The organism is Xanthomonas sp. NCPPB 3442, from assembly GCF_056725145.1.
Genome location: NZ_CM161514.1, coordinates 3,425,611 through 3,443,510, shown reverse-complemented (window position 1 = coordinate 3,443,510; position 17,900 = coordinate 3,425,611). Strand labels below are relative to the sequence as shown.

At 66.1% G+C, this 17,900-nt stretch carries 12 protein-coding genes; 3 read left to right on the top strand and 9 right to left on the bottom strand.

Annotated elements, in window-relative coordinates; all coding sequences use genetic code 11:
- Positions 1-3: 3 nt before the first annotated feature.
- The 8 genes from AC1POX_RS14865 to AC1POX_RS14830 form a co-directional block, all read right to left on the bottom strand.
- Positions 4-1,287 carry an EAL domain-containing response regulator gene (locus tag AC1POX_RS14865; RefSeq protein ID WP_008571301.1) on the bottom strand — a complete coding sequence of 428 codons (1,284 nt, stop codon included), beginning with the start codon at positions 1,285-1,287 and terminating at the stop codon, positions 4-6.
- Positions 1,288-1,313: 26 nt separating this feature from the next.
- Entirely contained in the window at positions 1,314-1,829 is a 516-nt protein-coding gene (locus AC1POX_RS14860; protein ID WP_372356322.1) for a chemotaxis protein CheW, read from the bottom strand.
- A 10-nt stretch (positions 1,830-1,839) separates the two neighbouring features.
- Positions 1,840-3,996 carry a methyl-accepting chemotaxis protein gene (locus tag AC1POX_RS14855; RefSeq protein WP_372356321.1) on the bottom strand — a complete coding sequence of 719 codons (2,157 nt, stop codon included), beginning with the start codon at positions 3,994-3,996 and terminating at the stop codon, positions 1,840-1,842.
- Positions 3,997-4,061: 65 nt separating this feature from the next.
- On the bottom strand, positions 4,062-6,071 hold the full coding sequence (locus tag AC1POX_RS14850) for a chemotaxis protein CheA (protein WP_029819857.1): 2,010 nt from the start codon (positions 6,069-6,071) through the stop codon (positions 4,062-4,064).
- Positions 6,072-6,089: 18 nt separating this feature from the next.
- Positions 6,090-6,419 carry an STAS domain-containing protein gene (locus AC1POX_RS14845; protein WP_003488096.1) on the bottom strand — a complete coding sequence of 110 codons (330 nt, stop codon included), beginning with the start codon at positions 6,417-6,419 and terminating at the stop codon, positions 6,090-6,092.
- 473 nt (positions 6,420-6,892) lie between these two features.
- Complete coding sequence (gene mfd, locus AC1POX_RS14840) at positions 6,893-10,357, bottom strand: transcription-repair coupling factor (RefSeq protein ID WP_372356320.1); 3,465 nt, start codon at positions 10,355-10,357, stop codon at positions 6,893-6,895.
- Positions 10,358-11,002: 645 nt separating this feature from the next.
- Positions 11,003-11,545, bottom strand: a complete 543-nt coding sequence (locus tag AC1POX_RS14835) for a GNAT family N-acetyltransferase (protein ID WP_003488532.1) — start codon at positions 11,543-11,545, stop codon at positions 11,003-11,005.
- A gap of 389 nt (positions 11,546-11,934) precedes the next feature.
- Positions 11,935-12,843, bottom strand: coding sequence for a 23S rRNA (adenine(2030)-N(6))-methyltransferase RlmJ (locus AC1POX_RS14830; protein WP_277572626.1), 909 nt, complete (start codon positions 12,841-12,843; stop codon positions 11,935-11,937).
- Positions 12,844-13,021: 178 nt separating this feature from the next.
- Between AC1POX_RS14830 and creB the strand changes: the two genes are divergently transcribed.
- Both creB and creC read left to right on the top strand, forming a co-directional pair.
- Positions 13,022-13,726 carry a two-component system response regulator CreB gene (gene creB, locus AC1POX_RS14825; RefSeq protein WP_008576101.1) on the top strand — a complete coding sequence of 235 codons (705 nt, stop codon included), beginning with the start codon at positions 13,022-13,024 and terminating at the stop codon, positions 13,724-13,726.
- Between the two features lie 48 nt (positions 13,727-13,774).
- Positions 13,775-15,223, top strand: coding sequence for a two-component system sensor histidine kinase CreC (creC, locus tag AC1POX_RS14820; RefSeq protein WP_218539665.1), 1,449 nt, complete (start codon positions 13,775-13,777; stop codon positions 15,221-15,223).
- A gap of 124 nt (positions 15,224-15,347) precedes the next feature.
- Here creC and AC1POX_RS14815 read toward each other — a convergent pair whose 3' ends face one another.
- Positions 15,348-16,160, bottom strand: a complete 813-nt coding sequence (locus tag AC1POX_RS14815) for a C1 family peptidase (protein ID WP_122272537.1) — start codon at positions 16,158-16,160, stop codon at positions 15,348-15,350.
- A gap of 420 nt (positions 16,161-16,580) precedes the next feature.
- Here AC1POX_RS14815 and creD point away from each other — a divergent pair, with 420 nt between their 5' ends.
- Positions 16,581-17,900 carry a cell envelope integrity protein CreD gene (gene creD, locus AC1POX_RS14810; protein ID WP_122272538.1) on the top strand — a complete coding sequence of 440 codons (1,320 nt, stop codon included), beginning with the start codon at positions 16,581-16,583 and terminating at the stop codon, positions 17,898-17,900.

Here is a 17,900-nt window from a genome sequence, read left to right as displayed (position 1 = left end):
GGCTCAGGCCACATCCGTATCGCTGTGGAACGTGCTGTCGCTCAGGCGTGCGATGCGCATGGCGTGTTCGCGCCACCACTCCGACAGCATCGGCCCGGGCATCGGCGAGGCCATCAGATAGCCTTGTGCCAAGTCGCAGCCAAGTTCGCGCAGCAGGCGCCAGTCGTCGGGCGTTTCCACGCCTTCGGCCACGGCAGTGAGCTCAAGCCGATGCGCCAGCTCCAGCGTCGATTCGAGCACGGTGCGCTGGCTGCGGCTGCGATGCGCTGCATGCACGAAGCTGCGGTCCAGCTTGAGTTCGGTGAAGGGAATGCTGGCCAGCCGCTGCAGCGAGGAGAAGCCGGTGCCGTAGTCGTCGATGGACAGGCCGAACCCGTGCAGGCGCAAACGCGCCAGCATGCTCAGCGCATTGGCCGGCTCCACGATGGCGCTTTCGGTGAGTTCCAGCACCAGGTTGGCCGGGCTCAGGCCGTTCTCGCCCAGCTTGGCGCACAGCTCTTCGAGAAAATGGTCTTCGCCCAAGAGCCGGGGCGAGAGGTTCAAGGCCAGGCTCAGGTCGAAGCCTTCGGCGCGCCAGTCCACCAATTGCGCGATGGCCTTGTCGATGACCTGCTGCGTCAACGCGTGGATCAAGCCTTCGCGTTCGGCCAGCGGAATGAAACGGTCCGGGCCGATCATGTCGCCTTGCGGGCGGCGCCAACGTGCGAGCGCTTCCACGCCACGCAGGCGGCCGTCCTTCAGGTCGAGCTTGGGTTGGTAGGCCACACGGATCTCGCCGCGGCGCATGGCACGGTCCAGCCGCGAGGCGGCGGCACCACCGCTGGACATCAGCGGCGAGATCGCCACCGGCGCGAATGCCGGTGCATCGGCGGCCGGCTCCGGTTCGCAATCCAGCACGGTGGCCAGATCTTGCAGGTTCATCGGCTTTTCGATGCCGCCTAGCACGCGCACGCCGGCACTGCGGCTGAGTTGCATCACCGCATCGATCAAGGCACCGCCGCGTTGCGAGACCACCACCACCGGCACGCTGTATTTGCCGCGCGCCAGGGCGTCGAGCAACTGCACGCCGTCCATGCCCGGCATTTCCAGATCCACCAGCAACAACGATGGCGCCTGGGCGCGCGTCAGCCATTCCAGTGCCGCGTTTCCGTCGACGGCACCGTCGACCACGCTTGCGCCGAGCTGGCGACACAGCGCCATGGCGTGTTCGCGCTGGACCACGCTGTCGTCCACGACCAGGACCGGGCCGGCCAGCGTGCAGTTGCAGGAGAGAAGGGCGGGGCGCATGGGAGTCCTTGAGTGCATGCGTGAGGTCAGGCCGCCAGCTCGGCGGCCGGCAGCTGGGCGAGCGTGTCGTTGCCCAGCACGGCATCGGCATCGAGCAGGATCACGAAGCGCTCGCCGATCTTGCCCATGGCGTGGATGAAGTCGCGCGCGATGCCGGCGCCGAAGCTGGGCGTGTCGACGATGTCGGAAGGCGCGATTTCCAGCACTTCGCTGACCGCATCCACCAGGAGCCCGAGCACCTGATGCAGCTGGCCATGCGCGATCTCCACGATCACGATGCAGCTGCGCTTGGTGATCGCGCTGGCGTTGCGGCCGAAGCGTTGCTGCAGATCCACCACCGGTACCACCGCACCGCGCAGATTGATCACCCCGCGCAGTGCCGGCGGCATCGTCGGCACATCGGTCGGCACGCGGTATTGGATGATTTCCTTGATGCTCAGGATGCCCAGGCCGAACATCTCCCGCCCCAGCAGAAAGGTCAGGTATTGCTGCGGCGCCGTCGAGGACGGCACCTGGCGGTCGGGTGCAGGAAGCGCTTGCATCGTCGGCTCCTCAGAAGCTGGCGAATTGCGATTCGTCGATCGCATCAGCGGTGGCGGCCACCGCACTGATCTGGCGCACGTTGGTGCGTCGTGGCTGCGCGCTGCTCACCGTGGCAGGCGCATGCGCGGCGATCCTGCGCGGACCCTGCCTGTTGCTGCCCGACGCGGCGCCGCGGCCGCCATTGCCCAGCCGGAAGAAGCCCATCAGCTGCTGCAGCTGTTCGGCCTGCGCGCTCATCTCTTCCGAGGTGGCGGCCAGTTCTTCGGCATTGGCGGCGGCCGATTGGGTGGTCTGGTTCAACTGGCCCACGGCGGTGTTGATCTGGCTGACACCGGCGGTCTGTTCTTCGGAAGCGGCGGCGATTTCCTGCACCAGGTCGGATGTGCGGCGGATCGAAGGCACCATCTCGCCGAGCACGCGGCCGGCGCTTTCGGCCAATTCCACGCTGGATTCGGCCACTTCGCCGATTTCCTGCGCAGCGATCTGGCTGCGCTCGGCCAGCTTGCGCACTTCGGCGGCGACCACCGCAAAGCCCTTGCCGTGTTCGCCGGCGCGCGCGGCTTCGATGGCGGCATTGAGCGCCAGCAGGTTGGTCTGATACGCGATGTCGTCGATGATGCCGATCTTCTTGGCGATGTCCTTCATCGCCACCACGGTGGCGCGCACGGTGTCTCCACCGTCGGCCGCTTCGCTGGCCGCCTTGGCCGCCATGCTGTCGGTGACGCGCGCGTTTTCGGTGTTCTGTGCGATGGAGGCGGTCATCTGCTCCAGCGAGGCGCTGGTTTCTTCCACGCCGGCCGCCTGTTCGCTGGCGGCCTGGGCCAGCGCCTGCGCGGTGGCGCTGACCTCTTCCGACGCACTGGCCAGGTTTTCGGCGTTACGGTTGACCTCATCGACGATCTCGGTGAGGCGGCTCATGGTGGTGTTGACGTAGCGCTGCATGTCGGCGAAGGCGCCTTCGTAGCGGCCTTCCACGGTGTGGGTGAGGTCGCCTTCGGCCATCGCGCCCATGACCTGGATCACTTCGGAAATGCTGCGCAGGTTGCCGCGCGCGCGCTCCACGGTGTCGTTGATGAAGGCCTTCTTGCCCGGCAGCTGCGCCAGCGGTGCATCGAAATTACCGCGGCCGAATTCGGCCACCACGCCCATCGCCAGCTTCTTGACCGCGATATGCGCGCCCACCATCTGGTTGATGCCCAGCGCCATGCTGCGGAAGTCGCCATCGAAGCGGCTGCTGTCGATGACCACGTCGATATCGCCGGCTTCATGTTCGGCCGACATGTGGTTGATCTCGGCGATCAGGCCGGTGAGGTTGCCGCGTACCTGTTCGATGGTGTCGTTGATGAAGCGCTTCTTGCCCGGCAGCAACGGCAGCTGTGCGGTGAAGTTGCCGCGGCCGAATTCGCTGACGCAGGCAATGGCTTGCTTCTTGACCGCGATATGGCTGGCCACCATTGCGTTGATGCCTTCGGCCATGCGACGGAAATCGCCGGTGAAGCGCTGGGTGTCGATGACCACATCGATATCGCCGGCATCGTGCTCGGCCGACATGCGATTGACCTCGGCGACCATGCCGGTGAGGTTGCCGCGGATCTGGTCGACGATCTCGTTGATGAAGGCCTTCTTGCCCGGCAACCGTTCCAGTTCGGCGGAGAAGTTCCCGCGACCGAACTCGGCTACACAGGCCATCGCCTGCTTTTTCACCGCGATATGGCTGGCCACCATGCGGTTGATGCCGTCGCCCATTGCGCGGAAATCGCCTTCGAAGCGCGCCACGTCGATGCGCGCGTCGATCTCGCCGGCATCGTGTTCGCGCGAAACGCGATTGATTTCCTCGTTGACATGGCGGATGCCGCTCTGCACCTTGCGCAGCCCGCGCAGGACATCGCTGGCCTGGTCGTCGCGCACCTGCGGCAGCGCCACATCGAAGTTGCCGCGCGAGAACGCGTCCAGCATGGTGGTGGCCATCTCCAGCGACGCGCTGGCGATACGGATTGCCCAGACCAGCAAGGCGCCGCTGATCAATGCTGCAACCAGGCTGGTGCCCAGCAAGGCTGCGTGCGAGAGCGCCAGCGCCACGCCGGCGACGACCACGACAACGGGCAGGGCGATTGCAAGCGCGGCGGTGAACCACAACTGCGTAGCGATCGGTAGACGGTGTGACATGACGGTAGCTTCCTGGGGTCAGGTAACGACAAACGACGGTTCGGACGGAGCGATGGCGCGGGCGTTCAGGCCGCCAACGCGTCCTGGTTGGGATGCAACTGCTGAATCAGGCTGGGCACATCCAGAATCAGTGCGACATCGCCGCTTCCCAGAATGCTCGAGCCGCTGATGCCTTTGACCTGCGCGAACACCTTGGACAGCGGCTTGATCACCGTCTGCCATTCGCCGAGCAGGGTGTCCACCACCAGGCCGAAGCGCTGTGCGCCCTGCCGGATCACCACGATGCTTTCGCGCGAGGGCGTCTTGCCGCCCAGCGCGAACAGTTCGCGCAGGCGCACGTAGGGCAACACGCTGCCGCGCAGGTCGATGTAGTCGCTGGCGTAGTCGGGGGTGAACTCCACGCACTCTTCGACCACGTCCAGCGGCACCACGAAGACCGATTTGCCCACGCCGACCTGGAAACCGTTGATGATGGCCAGCGTCAGCGGCAGGCGCACCGAGATGGTGGTGCCCACGCCGGCGGCGCTGTCGATCTCGACCGTGCCGCGCAGTGCGGTGATGTTGCGCTTGACCACGTCCATGCCCACGCCGCGCCCGGACAGATTGGTGACCTTTTCCGCCGTGGAGAAACCCGGTTCGAAGATCATCGCGAAGACGTCGCGGTCGCTGAGTTGGCGGCCTGGTTCGATCAGGCCACGTTCGAGCGCCTTGGCCAGGATGCGGTCGCGGTTCAAGCCGCCACCGTCGTCGGTGATCTGGATGACGATGCTGCCGGAGTCGTGATATGCGTTGAGCCCGACGGTGCCGCGCGCAGGCTTGCCGCGCGCCACGCGCACCTCGGCCGGTTCGATCCCGTGGTCCATCGCGTTGCGCACCAGATGGGTGAGCGGGTCGCCGATCTTTTCCACCACCGACTTGTCCAGTTCGGTGTCTTCGCCGGCCACCACCAGCGCGATGTCCTTGCCCAGTTCGCGCGCCACGTCGTGCACCACGCGCTGGAAGCGGCTGAATGTGCCGCCGATCTTGACCATGCGCAGCTGCAACGCGCTTTCGCGCACGTCTTCGACCAGGCCAGCCAGGATCGAGGCCGATTCAAGCAACTGCGCATCGCCGGTGCGTTGCGCATTGGCACTCGTGCTGGACACGGCGATGATGAGTTCGCCGACCAGATCGATCATGCGATCGAGCTTGTCGGCATCCACGCGGATGGAACGCGCGTCGGCGCTGCGCGCGGCAGCGTCCGGCGCGGCACGGCCTGGGGCCGAAGCGGCGCTGGGTACTGCAGCAAGCGGCTTGTTCGGCGTGGGGCTGGCTGCCGCTTCGGCGCTGAGCAATTCAGCGGCGTCGGATGGCGCCGGAACCGACACGATCTCCAGATCGCAATCTTCGCGGACGAATTCGAACACCTCTTCGATGGCCGCGCGGTCGGCATCGCTGCGCAGCAGGATCTGGAAGCCCAGGTAGTTGGCTTCCGGATCGAGGTCGTCGAATGCCGGCAGCTGGCTGATATCGGTGGTGATCGATTCGACCGAGCCCAGGCTGCGCAGGTTGCGAATCAGCTTGAGCGGCGAATTGCCGAAGCGCAGTGCGTCGGCGAACAGTTTCAGGGTGATCCGCCAGTAACCACTCTGCTTTTCCGGTGCGCCTTGCGCAACCGCGGCTGCAGTGACGCCGCAGGCGCTGCGTTGCAGATACGTCTGCAATTGCGCCAGCAGCGGTTCGGCTTCGGCGGCCAGCGCGACCGGGTCGGCGTGGCTCGGGTCTGCGGCGGTTTCCACCAAGGCATGGATATGGTCGCAGCACACCAGCAGCAGCCCGATCAGTTCCGAGCTCAAGCTCAGCGCTTCGTCGCGTACCAGATCCAGCACGCTCTCCACCACATGGGTGAAGCCGACCAGCTGCGGCAGGTCGAACAGGCCGCCGGAGCCCTTGATGGTGTGCGCGGCGCGGAAGATGGCATTAACCGCATCCGGCGACGGTTCGCCGCGCTCGGCTTCGAGCAGATGACGTTCCATGTCTTCGAGCAGGTCCCGGCTCTCGGCCAGGAAGGTCTGCATCAGCTGGTTCATGTCCATGCGCGCGTCACCAGTCCGTTAGTGAATTCGTTCGCCCAGGCCTGCAACCGCATGCGGGTACAGGGCCTCGAGCAGGCCGAGCAGCTCGATGACATCGACCACCGCACGGCTGGAATCGGTCAACGAAAACGGCCGGCCATCGGCCTGGATCGCCTGCTTGGTGGCCAGCAACAATTGCAGGCCGGTGGTATCGATCTCGCTGACGGCGGCCAGGTCCAGATGCAATCCACCCGGATGCAGCAAGGCCGGCTGCAGCAACGGCTTGAGCTCGGCCGCGCGACGAATGGTCATCTCGCCCTCCAGGGCAAGGGTCAGCGGCGCGGGTAGATCGGACAGTGGCGTGTTCATTGGTGCCTCAAGCGGTGCGATGGCGCACGGGTGCGTACCATGGCCTGGGAAGGTCGCAACGGCCTGGACGGGTGTGAGCAGCGCTGCACACGGGCCATGCCGGTCTATGCAGGTATCGGCGCCTTTTGGAAATATTTAGGCAAAATTCAGCGCAATGACGGATTTGCGAAACCCGTCACCGCCTGTGGATTAATTGCTCAGCTTTGTCGGAAGCAGGCTCAGGGGGACTGTTCGAGCCTGTGCCGTCGGACAGTTCGCCCCGTTCCGGCACGGCGTTGCAGGTGACGCCCCGGCTTGCGCGCGCGTGAAGCACCGGCGGGCGCTTTTATCCAAACCGGATGCGCGGCGCGCGGGCTGCGGTAGTCATGACGGGCAAATGCGACCAGGCAGTGGACTGCCCGCCTGCCTGGTCGCGTTTTTTACACGTGGTGATCGTGCTCGGTGCGGTCGCCGCTTGCCGGCGCCGCAGCGCTTCAGCCCGGTGACAATGCTGCCAACAGGCCGCGTGCCGCATTGAAACGGTCGGCGCCTTCGGGCATCGGCAACTTGATGCGCAGCTTGTCCGGGCCATCCATCGTGTAGATCTTCGGCTGTTTCTGGATCATCTGGATGATGGTCATCGGGTCGATCGCCGGCTTGGCCTCGAACACCAGCCGCCCGCCGTTTTCGCCCAGGTCCAGCTTGCGCACGCCCAGCGCATTGGCCTGCAGCTTGAGCTCGGCGATGGCGAACAGATGCTTGACCGGGTCCGGCAGCAAGCCGAAGCGGTCGATCATCTCCACCTGCAGTTCGCGCAGCGCATCGGGGTCGCGTGCGCTGGAAATGCGCTTGTACAAGGTCAGGCGCGTGTGCACGTCGGGCAGATAATCCTCGGGAATCAGCGAGGCCACGTGCAGTTCGACGTCGGCACCGCGCACTTCTTCGCCGGCATCCAGGTCGGGCAGCTTGCCCTGGCGGATGCTGCGCACTGCGCGCTCGAGCAGTTCGGTGTAGAGGCTGAAACCGACTTCGGCCATCTGGCCGCTCTGGTCTTCGCCCAGCAATTCGCCGGCGCCGCGGATTTCCAGGTCGTGCGTGGCCAGGGTGAAGCCGGCGCCGAGCTCGTCCATCGAGGCAATCGCTTCCAGGCGCTTTTCCGCATCGGAGGTCATCGAGCGGCGATCCGGCACCACCAGGTACGCATAGGCGCGGTGATGCGAGCGACCCACGCGGCCGCGCAACTGGTGCAACTGCGCCAGGCCGAAGCGATCGGCGCGGTTGATGATGATGGTGTTGGCATTGGGAATGTCGATGCCCGATTCGATGATCGTGGTCGACAGCAACACGTTGAAGCGCTGCTTCTGGAAATCCAGCATCACCCGTTCCAGCTCACGCTCGGGCATCTGCCCATGCGCGATACCGATGCGCGCTTCCGGCACCAGTTCCGACAGATCGCGCTGCATACGCACGATGCTTTCCACATCGTTATGCAGGAAATACAGCTGACCGCCGCGACTGAGTTCGCGCTGGAAGGCTTCGCGCAGCAGCGTGTTGTCCCAGGCGGTAATGAAGGTCTGCACCGCCAGGCGGTTCGGCGGCGGGGTGGCGATGATCGACAGATCGCGCAGGCCGGCCATGGCCATGTTGAGCGTGCGCGGGATGGGCGTGGCGGTGAGCGTGAGCAGGTGCACATTGGCACGCATCGCCTTGAGCGCTTCCTTCTGGCGCACGCCGAAGCGCTGTTCTTCGTCGACCACGACCAGGCCGAGATCCTTGAACTTCACATCCGGCTGCAACAAGCGGTGCGTGCCGATGATCACGTCGATCTCGCCGCTGGCGACCTTCTCCAGTTCGGCCTTGATTTCCTTGGTGCTCTTGAAGCGCGACAGCACTTCCACCTTCATCGGGTAATCGGCGAAGCGGTCGCGGAAATTGCGGTAGTGCTGTTCGGCCAGCAATGTGGTGGGCACCAGCACGGCGACCTGTTTGCCGGCGCTGGCGGCGGCAAACGCCGCACGCACCGCAACCTCGGTCTTGCCGAAGCCCACGTCGCCGCACACCACGCGGTCCATCGGTTGGCTGCTGCCCAGATCGCGCAGCGTCGCATCGATGGCGGCCAACTGGTCGCCGGTTTCCTCGAACGGAAATCCGGCCGCGAACGGCTCATACATTGCGCGGTCCACCTGCAACGCCAGGCCGGCGCGTGCACGGCGACGTGCCTGGATCTCCAGCAGTTCGGCGGCCACGTCGCGCACCTTCTCGGCAGCCTTGCGCTTGGCACGGGTCCATTGCTCGCCGCCCAGCGAATGCAGCGGCGCGGTCTCGGCCGAGGCGCCGGAATAACGGCTGATCAGGTGCAACTGCGCCACCGGCACATAGAGCCGGTCGCCCTTGGCGTATTCGATTTCCAGGAACTCGCCGGGCATGCCGCCGGCATCGAGCACGATCAGCCCGCGGTAACGGCCCACGCCGTGATCCTCGTGCACAATCGGCGCGCCTTCGGACAGTTCGCCCAGGTCGCGGATGATCGCTTCCGGCTCGCGTCCGACCCGGCGCGCGCGGCGCGGCTGATTGGCCCGCTCCGGGAACAGTTGGCGTTCGGTCAGCAGCGCAATCTGCGGTTGATCCAGCGCAAAGCCGTCCTCCAGCGGCGCCACGGTGATGGCAAAACGCAGCGTGCCCGCCAGGAACGCCGGCACATCGGCGACCAGCTCCGGTTTCAACTGCGCGGCGGCCAGCACTTCCATCAAGGCTTCGCGGCGGCCGGCCGAATCGGCAGCGATCAGCACGCGGCCCGGATAATGGCTCAGGAACGTCGCCAGCGCCTGGCCGGCCGGCGCGTCCTTTGCGGCCACCGGCAGCGGCGGCAACGGTTGGTCGCCGAGCGGGGCGGCCTCATCGATGCGCGCATGATCGCTGGCCCATACTTCGATACGCGCCAGCTTGTTGAGCCGCTCGCGCAATGCATCCGGCGATTGGTACAGCTCCTCCGGCGGCAGCAGCGGGCGCTCCACATCGTGGCGGCGCTGTTCGTAGCGGTTCTGCGCCTGGGCCCAGAAGGCGTCGGCGGCGTTGGACACGCCGGTGGCGATCACCGGCAGCACGCGCTTGTCCAGGTAATCGAACAGCGTTGCGGTCTTGGCGAAGAACATCGGCAGGTAATACTCGATGCCCGATGGCGCCAGCCCGGATTTCAGGTCCTGGTACAGCGCGCTGCGCCGGGTATCCACGTCGAAGCGTTCGCGCAGGCAGGCCAGCACGCGCTCCACACTGGCATCGTCCATCGGCACTTCGCGGCCCGGCAGCATCTTGACCGCGTCCACCTTGTCCAGCGAGCGCTGCGATTCCGGGTCGAACACGCGGATCGAATCGATGTCCTCATCCAGCAGCTCGACGCGCAATGGCGTGTCCGCGCCCATCGGAAACACATCCAGCAGGCCCCCGCGCACCGCGAAATCGCCCGGGTCCATCACCTGCGGCACATTGCGGTAGCCGGCGCTTTCCAGGCGACGCTTTTCCGCATCCAGATCCAGCCGCTGGCCAACGGTGAGATCGAAGCTGCCGCCGACGATGTAGCTCAGCGGCGCCAGCTGCTGCAGCAAGGTCTGCACCGGCACGATCACCACGCCGCGGGTCAGGCCGGGCAGGCGATGCAGGGCGGCCAGCCGCTGGCTGATGATTTCCGGGTGCGGGCTGAACTGGTCGTAGGGCAGGGTTTCCCAATCGGGAAACGGCACCACCGGCAGCGCCGCCTGTTCGCCGAGCAAGGCATGCAGATCGGCTTCGATCTGGTGCGCGCTCTGATTATCGCGTGCGATGACCAGCAACGGGCCGGCATGCGCTTCGGCTGCCCGCGCAATCGACCAGGCCAGCGCAGTCGGAGAGGACGGAGCGCGCCAGTAGGCGCGGAGCTGGCCGGACTTGGGCAGCGGCGGGGAGGGGAAGGTAGGCGACGGCATCAGCCGGCGATTTTATCAGAGCCCCCGCTGCGGCCGGTCCATCTGGTGTGAAAGCTGGTGGTGGGCCACCCGCCCGGATGTGCACTGCGGGTCATGGGGTTGGGTACGCGGGTGCAAGTCATGCGCACGCTCGCGAGGCAAAGACCCCACTCGGTCGAGTGCGCGCGACCCTTACCGCTTGCGGGACACGCCATGAATCTGTATCTGCAGGCTCGGTGGCGGCATCCATGCCGCCACACGGTCCCGCAAGCGGCGAGGACACCACAGCAGACGGTTTTACGTGGCGCCTGGGTATGAGCCAGACACAGCGCTCCCGTCCGCACGGCAACACTCTCGACGGTTGTGGCAGCTTTCAATGGCGAAACGTCGGGCTGTCTACCTTCGGGAAGCGGCGTGCGCGGATGAAGCGTGGCACCCATGCCACCCCAGGATCCTGCAAGCGGCGAGGGGAAGGATCCGTAAGTGGCCTTAGGTGTCAGCCAGTGTGCCGATCCTTTCGGGGGTCTTGCAGCTTACCGTCGAGAACATCAGGCCGCCGCGCAACGGTGGCTCTCCGTGATGAAGCAAGACCCAAGCCCCGATCACGCAAAGCAGCCGCGATCTGCTTTTACGAATCCCAAATCCCGTATCCCGTATCCCGGCCCCTCAAGCATCCAGCTCCAACACCATCCGCACCAGTTCCGGCGACTCCGGATGCGCCTGCGGCTTGAAGCCCAGCGATTCTGCCAACTGCAGCATCGGCACATTGCTTTGCAGCACATCGCCGAACAGGCAGTCCAGGTACTTGCGCCGTGCCCACTTGACCAGCTTGCGCATCAGCTGCCGTCCCAGACCCTGGCCGGCGACGAAGCTGCTGACCAGGATGGTGTATTCGGCCTGGCGGGTGCCCGGCACCAGTGCGGCGCGCGCGACCGCGCCGACCAGCGCTTCGCCGGGCGGCAGTTGCTCGGCAGCGACCAGCACGATCTCGCTCTTGGGGTTGGGATGGGTCAGGCGCTGCACCATCTCCGGGGTGATTTCGGTGGAGGAGCGCACAAAGCGCGCGCGAATTTCCTCCGGTCCCAACAGGCTGAAGGCTCCCTGCAGCGGCGGACCATCCTCGGGACGGATCGGGCGAAGCAGAAGGGTGCGGCCATTGGGCAGGCTGAAGTTTTCATGCCAGGGAGGCATGCGATTGCGAATGGCCATGACCGGTGTTCCTTAAAGATCGGAAGATTCTGGCACCAGCCCGGCGCGCAACCGTGAATGAATCCGGTGTGCCGCCGGGGGCCGACAGGAGGTGGCAGTGCTTCTCACACAACTGTAACGAGCGGAGCCGTGAGCCGGTCGTGAGCGTGATGGGGCGCGCACTGTGGCAGCCGAGTGGACGCCGCGGGGCCGCCGGAAGGCATTGGTCGCCCGGCTCGGCCTTGCTGGGACATGGGCATCCGGCGCAGCGCCCGTTTGTTTACGCTGCGCTGAAGGTGCTCGCGGCACCTGCCATGCCGCCGACGCGGTGCGCGTGGTGCGGGCCATTGCAGCGGTGCAACGACGCCGCCGGCCTACCACCGTGATGGTAGGCGAACGCGCCTGCCGGCTCAGCCGTCCTGGCGCAGCCACTCCAGCCGGGTCGAAGCGCCGGGCTCACCCAGATGCTGCTTGAGCACCGGCAACGCCGGCGCCAGCATCTGGTCGAACTGCCAGGGCGCGTTGACGATCAGCAGCCCGCTGCCGGTCAGACGCAGCGGCGAGTCGTCCGGGCGCACCTGCAGCTCGGCGACCAGCACCGACTTGGCCGGCAACGCGGCGGCCTTGCGCATGAACGGCTGCAGGCTGCGGCGCAGCTTGATCGGGTACCACACCATGCAGATCGCCTGCGGCCAGCGCGCCAACGCTTCGCGCACGCTATGGATGATCTGCGGGTATTCGGCGTCCTGCAATTCGTAGGGCGGGTCGATCAACACCAGCCCACGGCCGATCTTGGTTTCGCCAGCCCGTGGCGGCAGGAAGGCGCGGATGGCCGCGTAGCCGTCGCCGGCGTGCACGCGTACCCGGCTGTCCCTGGCGAACAGGGCCTTGAGCGCCTCGGCTTCGTCGGGCTGAAGTTCGCAACATGCCATGCGGTCCTGCTCGCGCAGTGCTTGCGCAGCCAGCAGCGGCGAGCCGGGGTAGTGGTTGAGCTGGATGCCGGCGGTCGGGCGGGTGGGCTTCTGGCCGGGCGTGGCGGGGCGGGCGACGGCTTGGTTGTCGGCCTGTACCGCGCGCAGATAGCGCTCGACCACCTCGGGCAAGCTGGCCTCTGCCATCAGCCGCATCACGCCGGCATCGGCCTCGTTGGTCTTGCGGCTCTCTTCGCCCCCGAGTTGGTAGCGGCCGCGCCCGGCGTGCGTGTCGAGCACGAAGAACGGGGTGTTCTTGCGCTTGAGGGTGTCGATCAGGGCAAGCAGGGCGATGTGCTTGAGCACGTCGGCATGGTTGCCGGCATGGAAGGCGTGGCGATAGTTCATCGCGGCAGTGTAGAGGCTGCGGCGCGATTTGTTGCCGCCCATTGCGGGCGGCCCAGCGCAAGCGCACGGTGGCGAAATCCAGAGGCTGCGCGATGCCGCAAGCAATGCGGCGTGTGCGCATGTCGTGCCACGCCATGCGTGGACCACCTCGACCTGTAGGCCGTGCCCGCATGCCGGTATGCTGCGCGGCATGTCAGAGTCTGCCGCCCGCGTGCTCGTCGTCGAAGACGAAGCCGCCATTGCCGATACCGTGCTCTACGCACTACGCAGCGAGGGCTATGCGCCTGAGCATTGCCTGCTGGGCCGCGATGCGCTGACGCGTCTGCGCGCCGATCCGGCCGATGTGGTGGTCCTCGATGTGGGCCTGCCGGACATCAACGGGTTCGAGGTGTGCCGCACGTTGCGCAGTTTCAGCCAGGTGCCGGTGATCTTCCTGACCGCGCGCAACGACGAGATCGACCGCGTGCTCGGCCTGGAGCTGGGCGCCGACGATTACATGGCCAAGCCGTTCTCGCCGCGCGAGCTGGTGGCGCGCGTGCGTGCGCGCCTGCGCCGACGCCATGCCGGCGCGCCGGCCGAATCGGGCTGGCAGCCGCACGGTGCGTTTGCGATCGACCGCGAGGGCAGCCGCATCCGCTATGGCGAGACCCTGCTGCCGCTGACACGCTACGAATACGCGCTGCTGGCAGCATTGCTGCAGCGCCCCGGTGCGATCCTGAGCCGTGCGCAGCTGATGGACCGCGGTTGGGACGCCAGCGCCGACAGTGCCGACCGCACCGTCGACACCCATATCAAGACGCTGCGCGGCAAGCTGCGCCTGGCCGGCGTGCCGGCCGACCCGATCCGCACCCACCGAGGCCTTGGCTACGCGCTGGAGGTATAGGCATGCGCCGGCACGCATTTGGTGAACTGAGCGAGGCCGCGGGCTGACATGCGGCTTGGTCTCAAGCTGTTCCTGGGCTTCTTCCTGATCGTGGGCCTGGCCGCGTTCTTCGTGATGCGCGTGTTCGTCAACGAGGTCAAGCCAGGGGTGCGCCAAGCGATGGAATCCACGCTGGTGGATGCGGCCAATGTGCTGGCGGAAATGGCCAGTGGCGAGTTGGCTGCCGGCACGCTTGCCGATGGCCGCTTCGCGCGCAACGTGGCCAGGGCCCAGCAGCGCGACCCCAAGGCGTGGGTATGGCGCTTTCGCAAGAACACGGTGGATTACCGCGTGACCGTCACCGATGCGCGCGGCGTGGTGGTGTTCGATTCGCTGGGCCGCGACGTGGGCCGCGACAACTCGCGCTGGAACGATGTCTATCGCACGCTGCGCGGCGAATATGGCGCGCGTTCCAGCCCGGACATCGATGGCGACCCTGCCGCCACGGTGATGCATGTGGCCGCGCCGATCTACGCACCGGACGACCCCGGCAAACTGATCGGCGTGCTGACCCTGGCGCAGCCCAATCGCAGCATCGACCCGTTTATCGAAGCCAGCCAGCGCAACATCCTGCAGCGCGGCGCCTGGTTGATCGGCATTTCCGCGTTGATCGGCATCTTGATGACCTGGTGGTTGATGCGTGGCATCGGCCGGCTCAATCGCTATGCGCAGGCAGTGAGCGCCGGCATCCCGGTACCGCCGCCCGAACCGCGTGGCGATGAAATCGGCGATCTGGGCCAGGCGCTGGAGAGCATGCGTCGCAAGCTGGAAGGCAAGGCCTACGTGGAGCAGTACGTGCAGTCGCTGACGCACGAGATGAAAAGCCCGCTGGCGGCCATTCGCGGTGCCTCGGAGTTGTTGACCGAGCCACTGCCGGAGGCCGACCGCCAGCACTTCGTTGCCACCATCCGCGCGCAGGAACACCGGCTCACCGAAACCATCGACAAGCTGCTGGCACTGGCCGAGGTGGAGCAGCACGGCTGGCTGCAGAAGCGCGAGCCCATCGGTATTGATGGGCTGCTGCAGGCTGCGGCGGACGCGGTGGCGCTGCGTGCAGCGGCGGCGGGCATCACCGTGGAGGTGGACGCAGGGGCTGGCGCGCCAGGCGATCACCACGTACTGGGCGATGGGTTTCTGCTCAGGCAGGCACTGATCAATCTGCTCGAAAACGCCATCGCGTTTTCGACGCAAGACAGCCATGTGCGCCTGCAGGCGCGGCTGCGCGACGGACACTGGGAGTTGCTGGTTGAAGACCGCGGCAGTGGCGTGCCGGATTACGCGCTCGAGCGCGTCTTCGAGCGGTTCTATTCGCTGGCACGCCCGCAGACCGGCCAGCGCAGCTCCGGTCTCGGCTTGCCGTTCGTGCGCGAGGTTGCGCGCCTGCATGGCGGGGACGTGATGCTGGGCAACCGCGATGGTGGCGGTGCGCGTGCGGTGTTGCGCCTGCCGATCGGCTGAGTCGCTGCAGGCCGTTGTCGCGGCTGGTTGGCGCCGGTGGCAGCCGCGCGTTCAAGGCGGCGGCATGCGCCAGGGCACATGCCGCGCCTGCATCACTCAGCGTACGGCGCGTGGCCGCGTCGTGCTAGTACACCACGTCGGCGCCGATCACATCCTTGGCGACCACCGACCAGGACAGTTTGCCGAAGCCTTTGTTGCCCCATGCGGTGCCCCAGCTGTTTTCCACGATCAGTCCTTCGCTGTCGTAGCCCAGCGCGATGACCGCATGCCCGCCCAGGATCGGCGTCGTGGTGTCGTAATCGACCTGATTTTGGGCTGTCAGGTCTTCAAAGCCCTGGCGCACATAGAAGCCGATCGCCACCGGCGTGGAAGAGGCAAGGGCGAGCTTGATCTGTTGGATCAGGGCGCTTCCCCCATTCCCCCTGCCCGAATACAGCACGGTGTAATGGCGATACGGCGTCGGGTTCCTGGCAGCGTTGGCCCTGTCGGCGGCAGTGGGTTGGTGTTTCCAATCGTAGTTGCCCCACGAATAGTGCTGCTCGGTGTCGATGCCCTGCGCAAGCGCGACCTGCAGCGGCGCTTCCAGGGTAGAGCCTTCATCCACGCCGCCGTTGACCTGGCTGTACAGGTACATCGGGGCAAAGCGCGTCTGGGCCTGTCTGTTGGCGTTGGCATACCAACCGGTCAGGGTGTGAGCGGTCGCCCATGACACGCAGGCATCGACCTGGCCCTGGTCGCCCGGCGTGATCGCCCATGCAGTCAGGTCGACTCTGGCAGGCAGCGGTGTGCTCACGCTCGCGGTACCGAACAGCGGGGTGACCGGCTGCATCAACGACGAAGGCTTCAGGCCCATGCCGTGCACTGCCGCCTGCGCGGTGGCGGCGGTCAGGCTCAGGGCGGCGAGCAGGCAAAGGGCGAGCGAACGGTGCGAGTTCATGGAAGGCAGCTCCAGGTTAAGAAAGGAATGCAGTCGTGCGCAGTTGCCAAATCACTGCCGAGTGGGCGTGCGGCCAGGGCAGCGCTGATGCAATGCCTGCGGCTCGAGACCTCATCGAAGCGCAGCGAACTGGAAGCTGCGATCAGATGAAAGGAGGGATTCGGGGCTGCGCACCTGCCCGTGCATCGTTACGCGTGAAGTCGCTGCGTGCGGCGGCCAGGCGAAGTGCTGCCGATCAAACGGAAGCCCGTCTTGGGAACGGGTGGCACTTTGGAGCGTTGAAAGCCGTATTTCGTCAATGCGTCACAGTGCCGGCCGCCGGATGTCCGGGTTGCCCACTTCACATTCGCTTCAAATTCGCCTCAAACCGCCGACACCGGCGCAGCGCACCCTGGCCACCTCCCAAGATGAGGATGGCCGATGAAATCCCTGAAACTGTTGTTGCGGTTCGCCACCATCGGCGGGCTGATCCTGCTGTTGTTGATTCCGCTGCTCCTGATCCGTGGCGCGGTGCAGGACCGCGCGCGCTACCGCGACGAGGCGGTGGAGCGGGTGGCGCAGAGCAAGGCCGGCGAGCAGCAGTTCATCGCGCCGGTGCGGGTGCTGCCGTATACCGAAGACGTGCAGGTCACCGAGCCGGACGAGCAGGGCAACCAGCGCAAGGTCTGGCGCAAGCGCGAAGGTACGCTGCTGCAAACGCCGCGTCGCCTGAAACTCAGCGGCGAAATGGTGCCCTCGGTGCGCGAGGTGGGCTTGTACCGCGTGCAGGTGTATTCCTGGAAGGCCACCTTGCATGCCGAATACGACCCCTTCGACTACGCGGCTGCGCCGACCCGTGTGTATGGCCAGCCGTATCTGGCAATCGGTATTTCCGACGTGCGCGGCTTGGTCGGCACGCCGCGCTTGCAGGTCGATGGCCGCGCGCTGGCGCTGGAGAGCGGCGCAGGCGCACTGGCCGACCGTTCGGCCGGCATCCACGCCCAACTGGGTCCGCTGGCCGACCCGCTCGCCGGCCGGCTGCAGGACGGCAACGTGGTGGACATGCAGTTCGTGCTGGACGGCACGCGCCGGCTGGCCATCGCGCCGATCGCCGACAACAACGACATCGCCCTGCGCTCGGACTGGCAGCACCCGTCCTTCGGCGGCCGCTTCCTGCCGAATGTGCCGAGCATCGGGCCGAAGGGCTTCGATGCGAGCTGGTCGCTGTCGTCGCTGGCCACCGGTGCGCAGACCCAGTTGCAGTCCAGCCATGCGGCGCTGGATACGCTGGAAGTGCGCCTGGTCGACCCGGTGGACGTGTATACCCAGGCCGACCGCGCCAGCAAGTACGGCATCTTGTTCGTGGTGCTGACCTTCGTGGCCTTCGTGCTGTTCGAGCTGATCAAGCGCCTGCCCATCCATCCGTTGCAGTACCTGCTGGTGGGCCTGGCGCTGGCGATCTTCTTCCTGCTGTTGCTCAGCCTTTCCGAACACATCGCGTTCTGGCAGGCCTATCTGGTGTCGGCGGCGGCGTGTATCGGCCTGCAGTTCTTCTATCTGTCCGGCGTGTTGCGCAGTTGGGTCCGTGCGGCTGGCTTCTCGGTGATGCTCACCGCCTTGTACGCGGTGCTTTACAGTCTGTTGATCTCCGAGGACAACGCGCTGCTGATGGGATCGTTGCTGCTGTTCGGCATCCTGGCCAGCATCATGTGGGTCACCCGCAAGCTCGATTGGTACGAGCTTGGCAATAGCCTGCGCTGA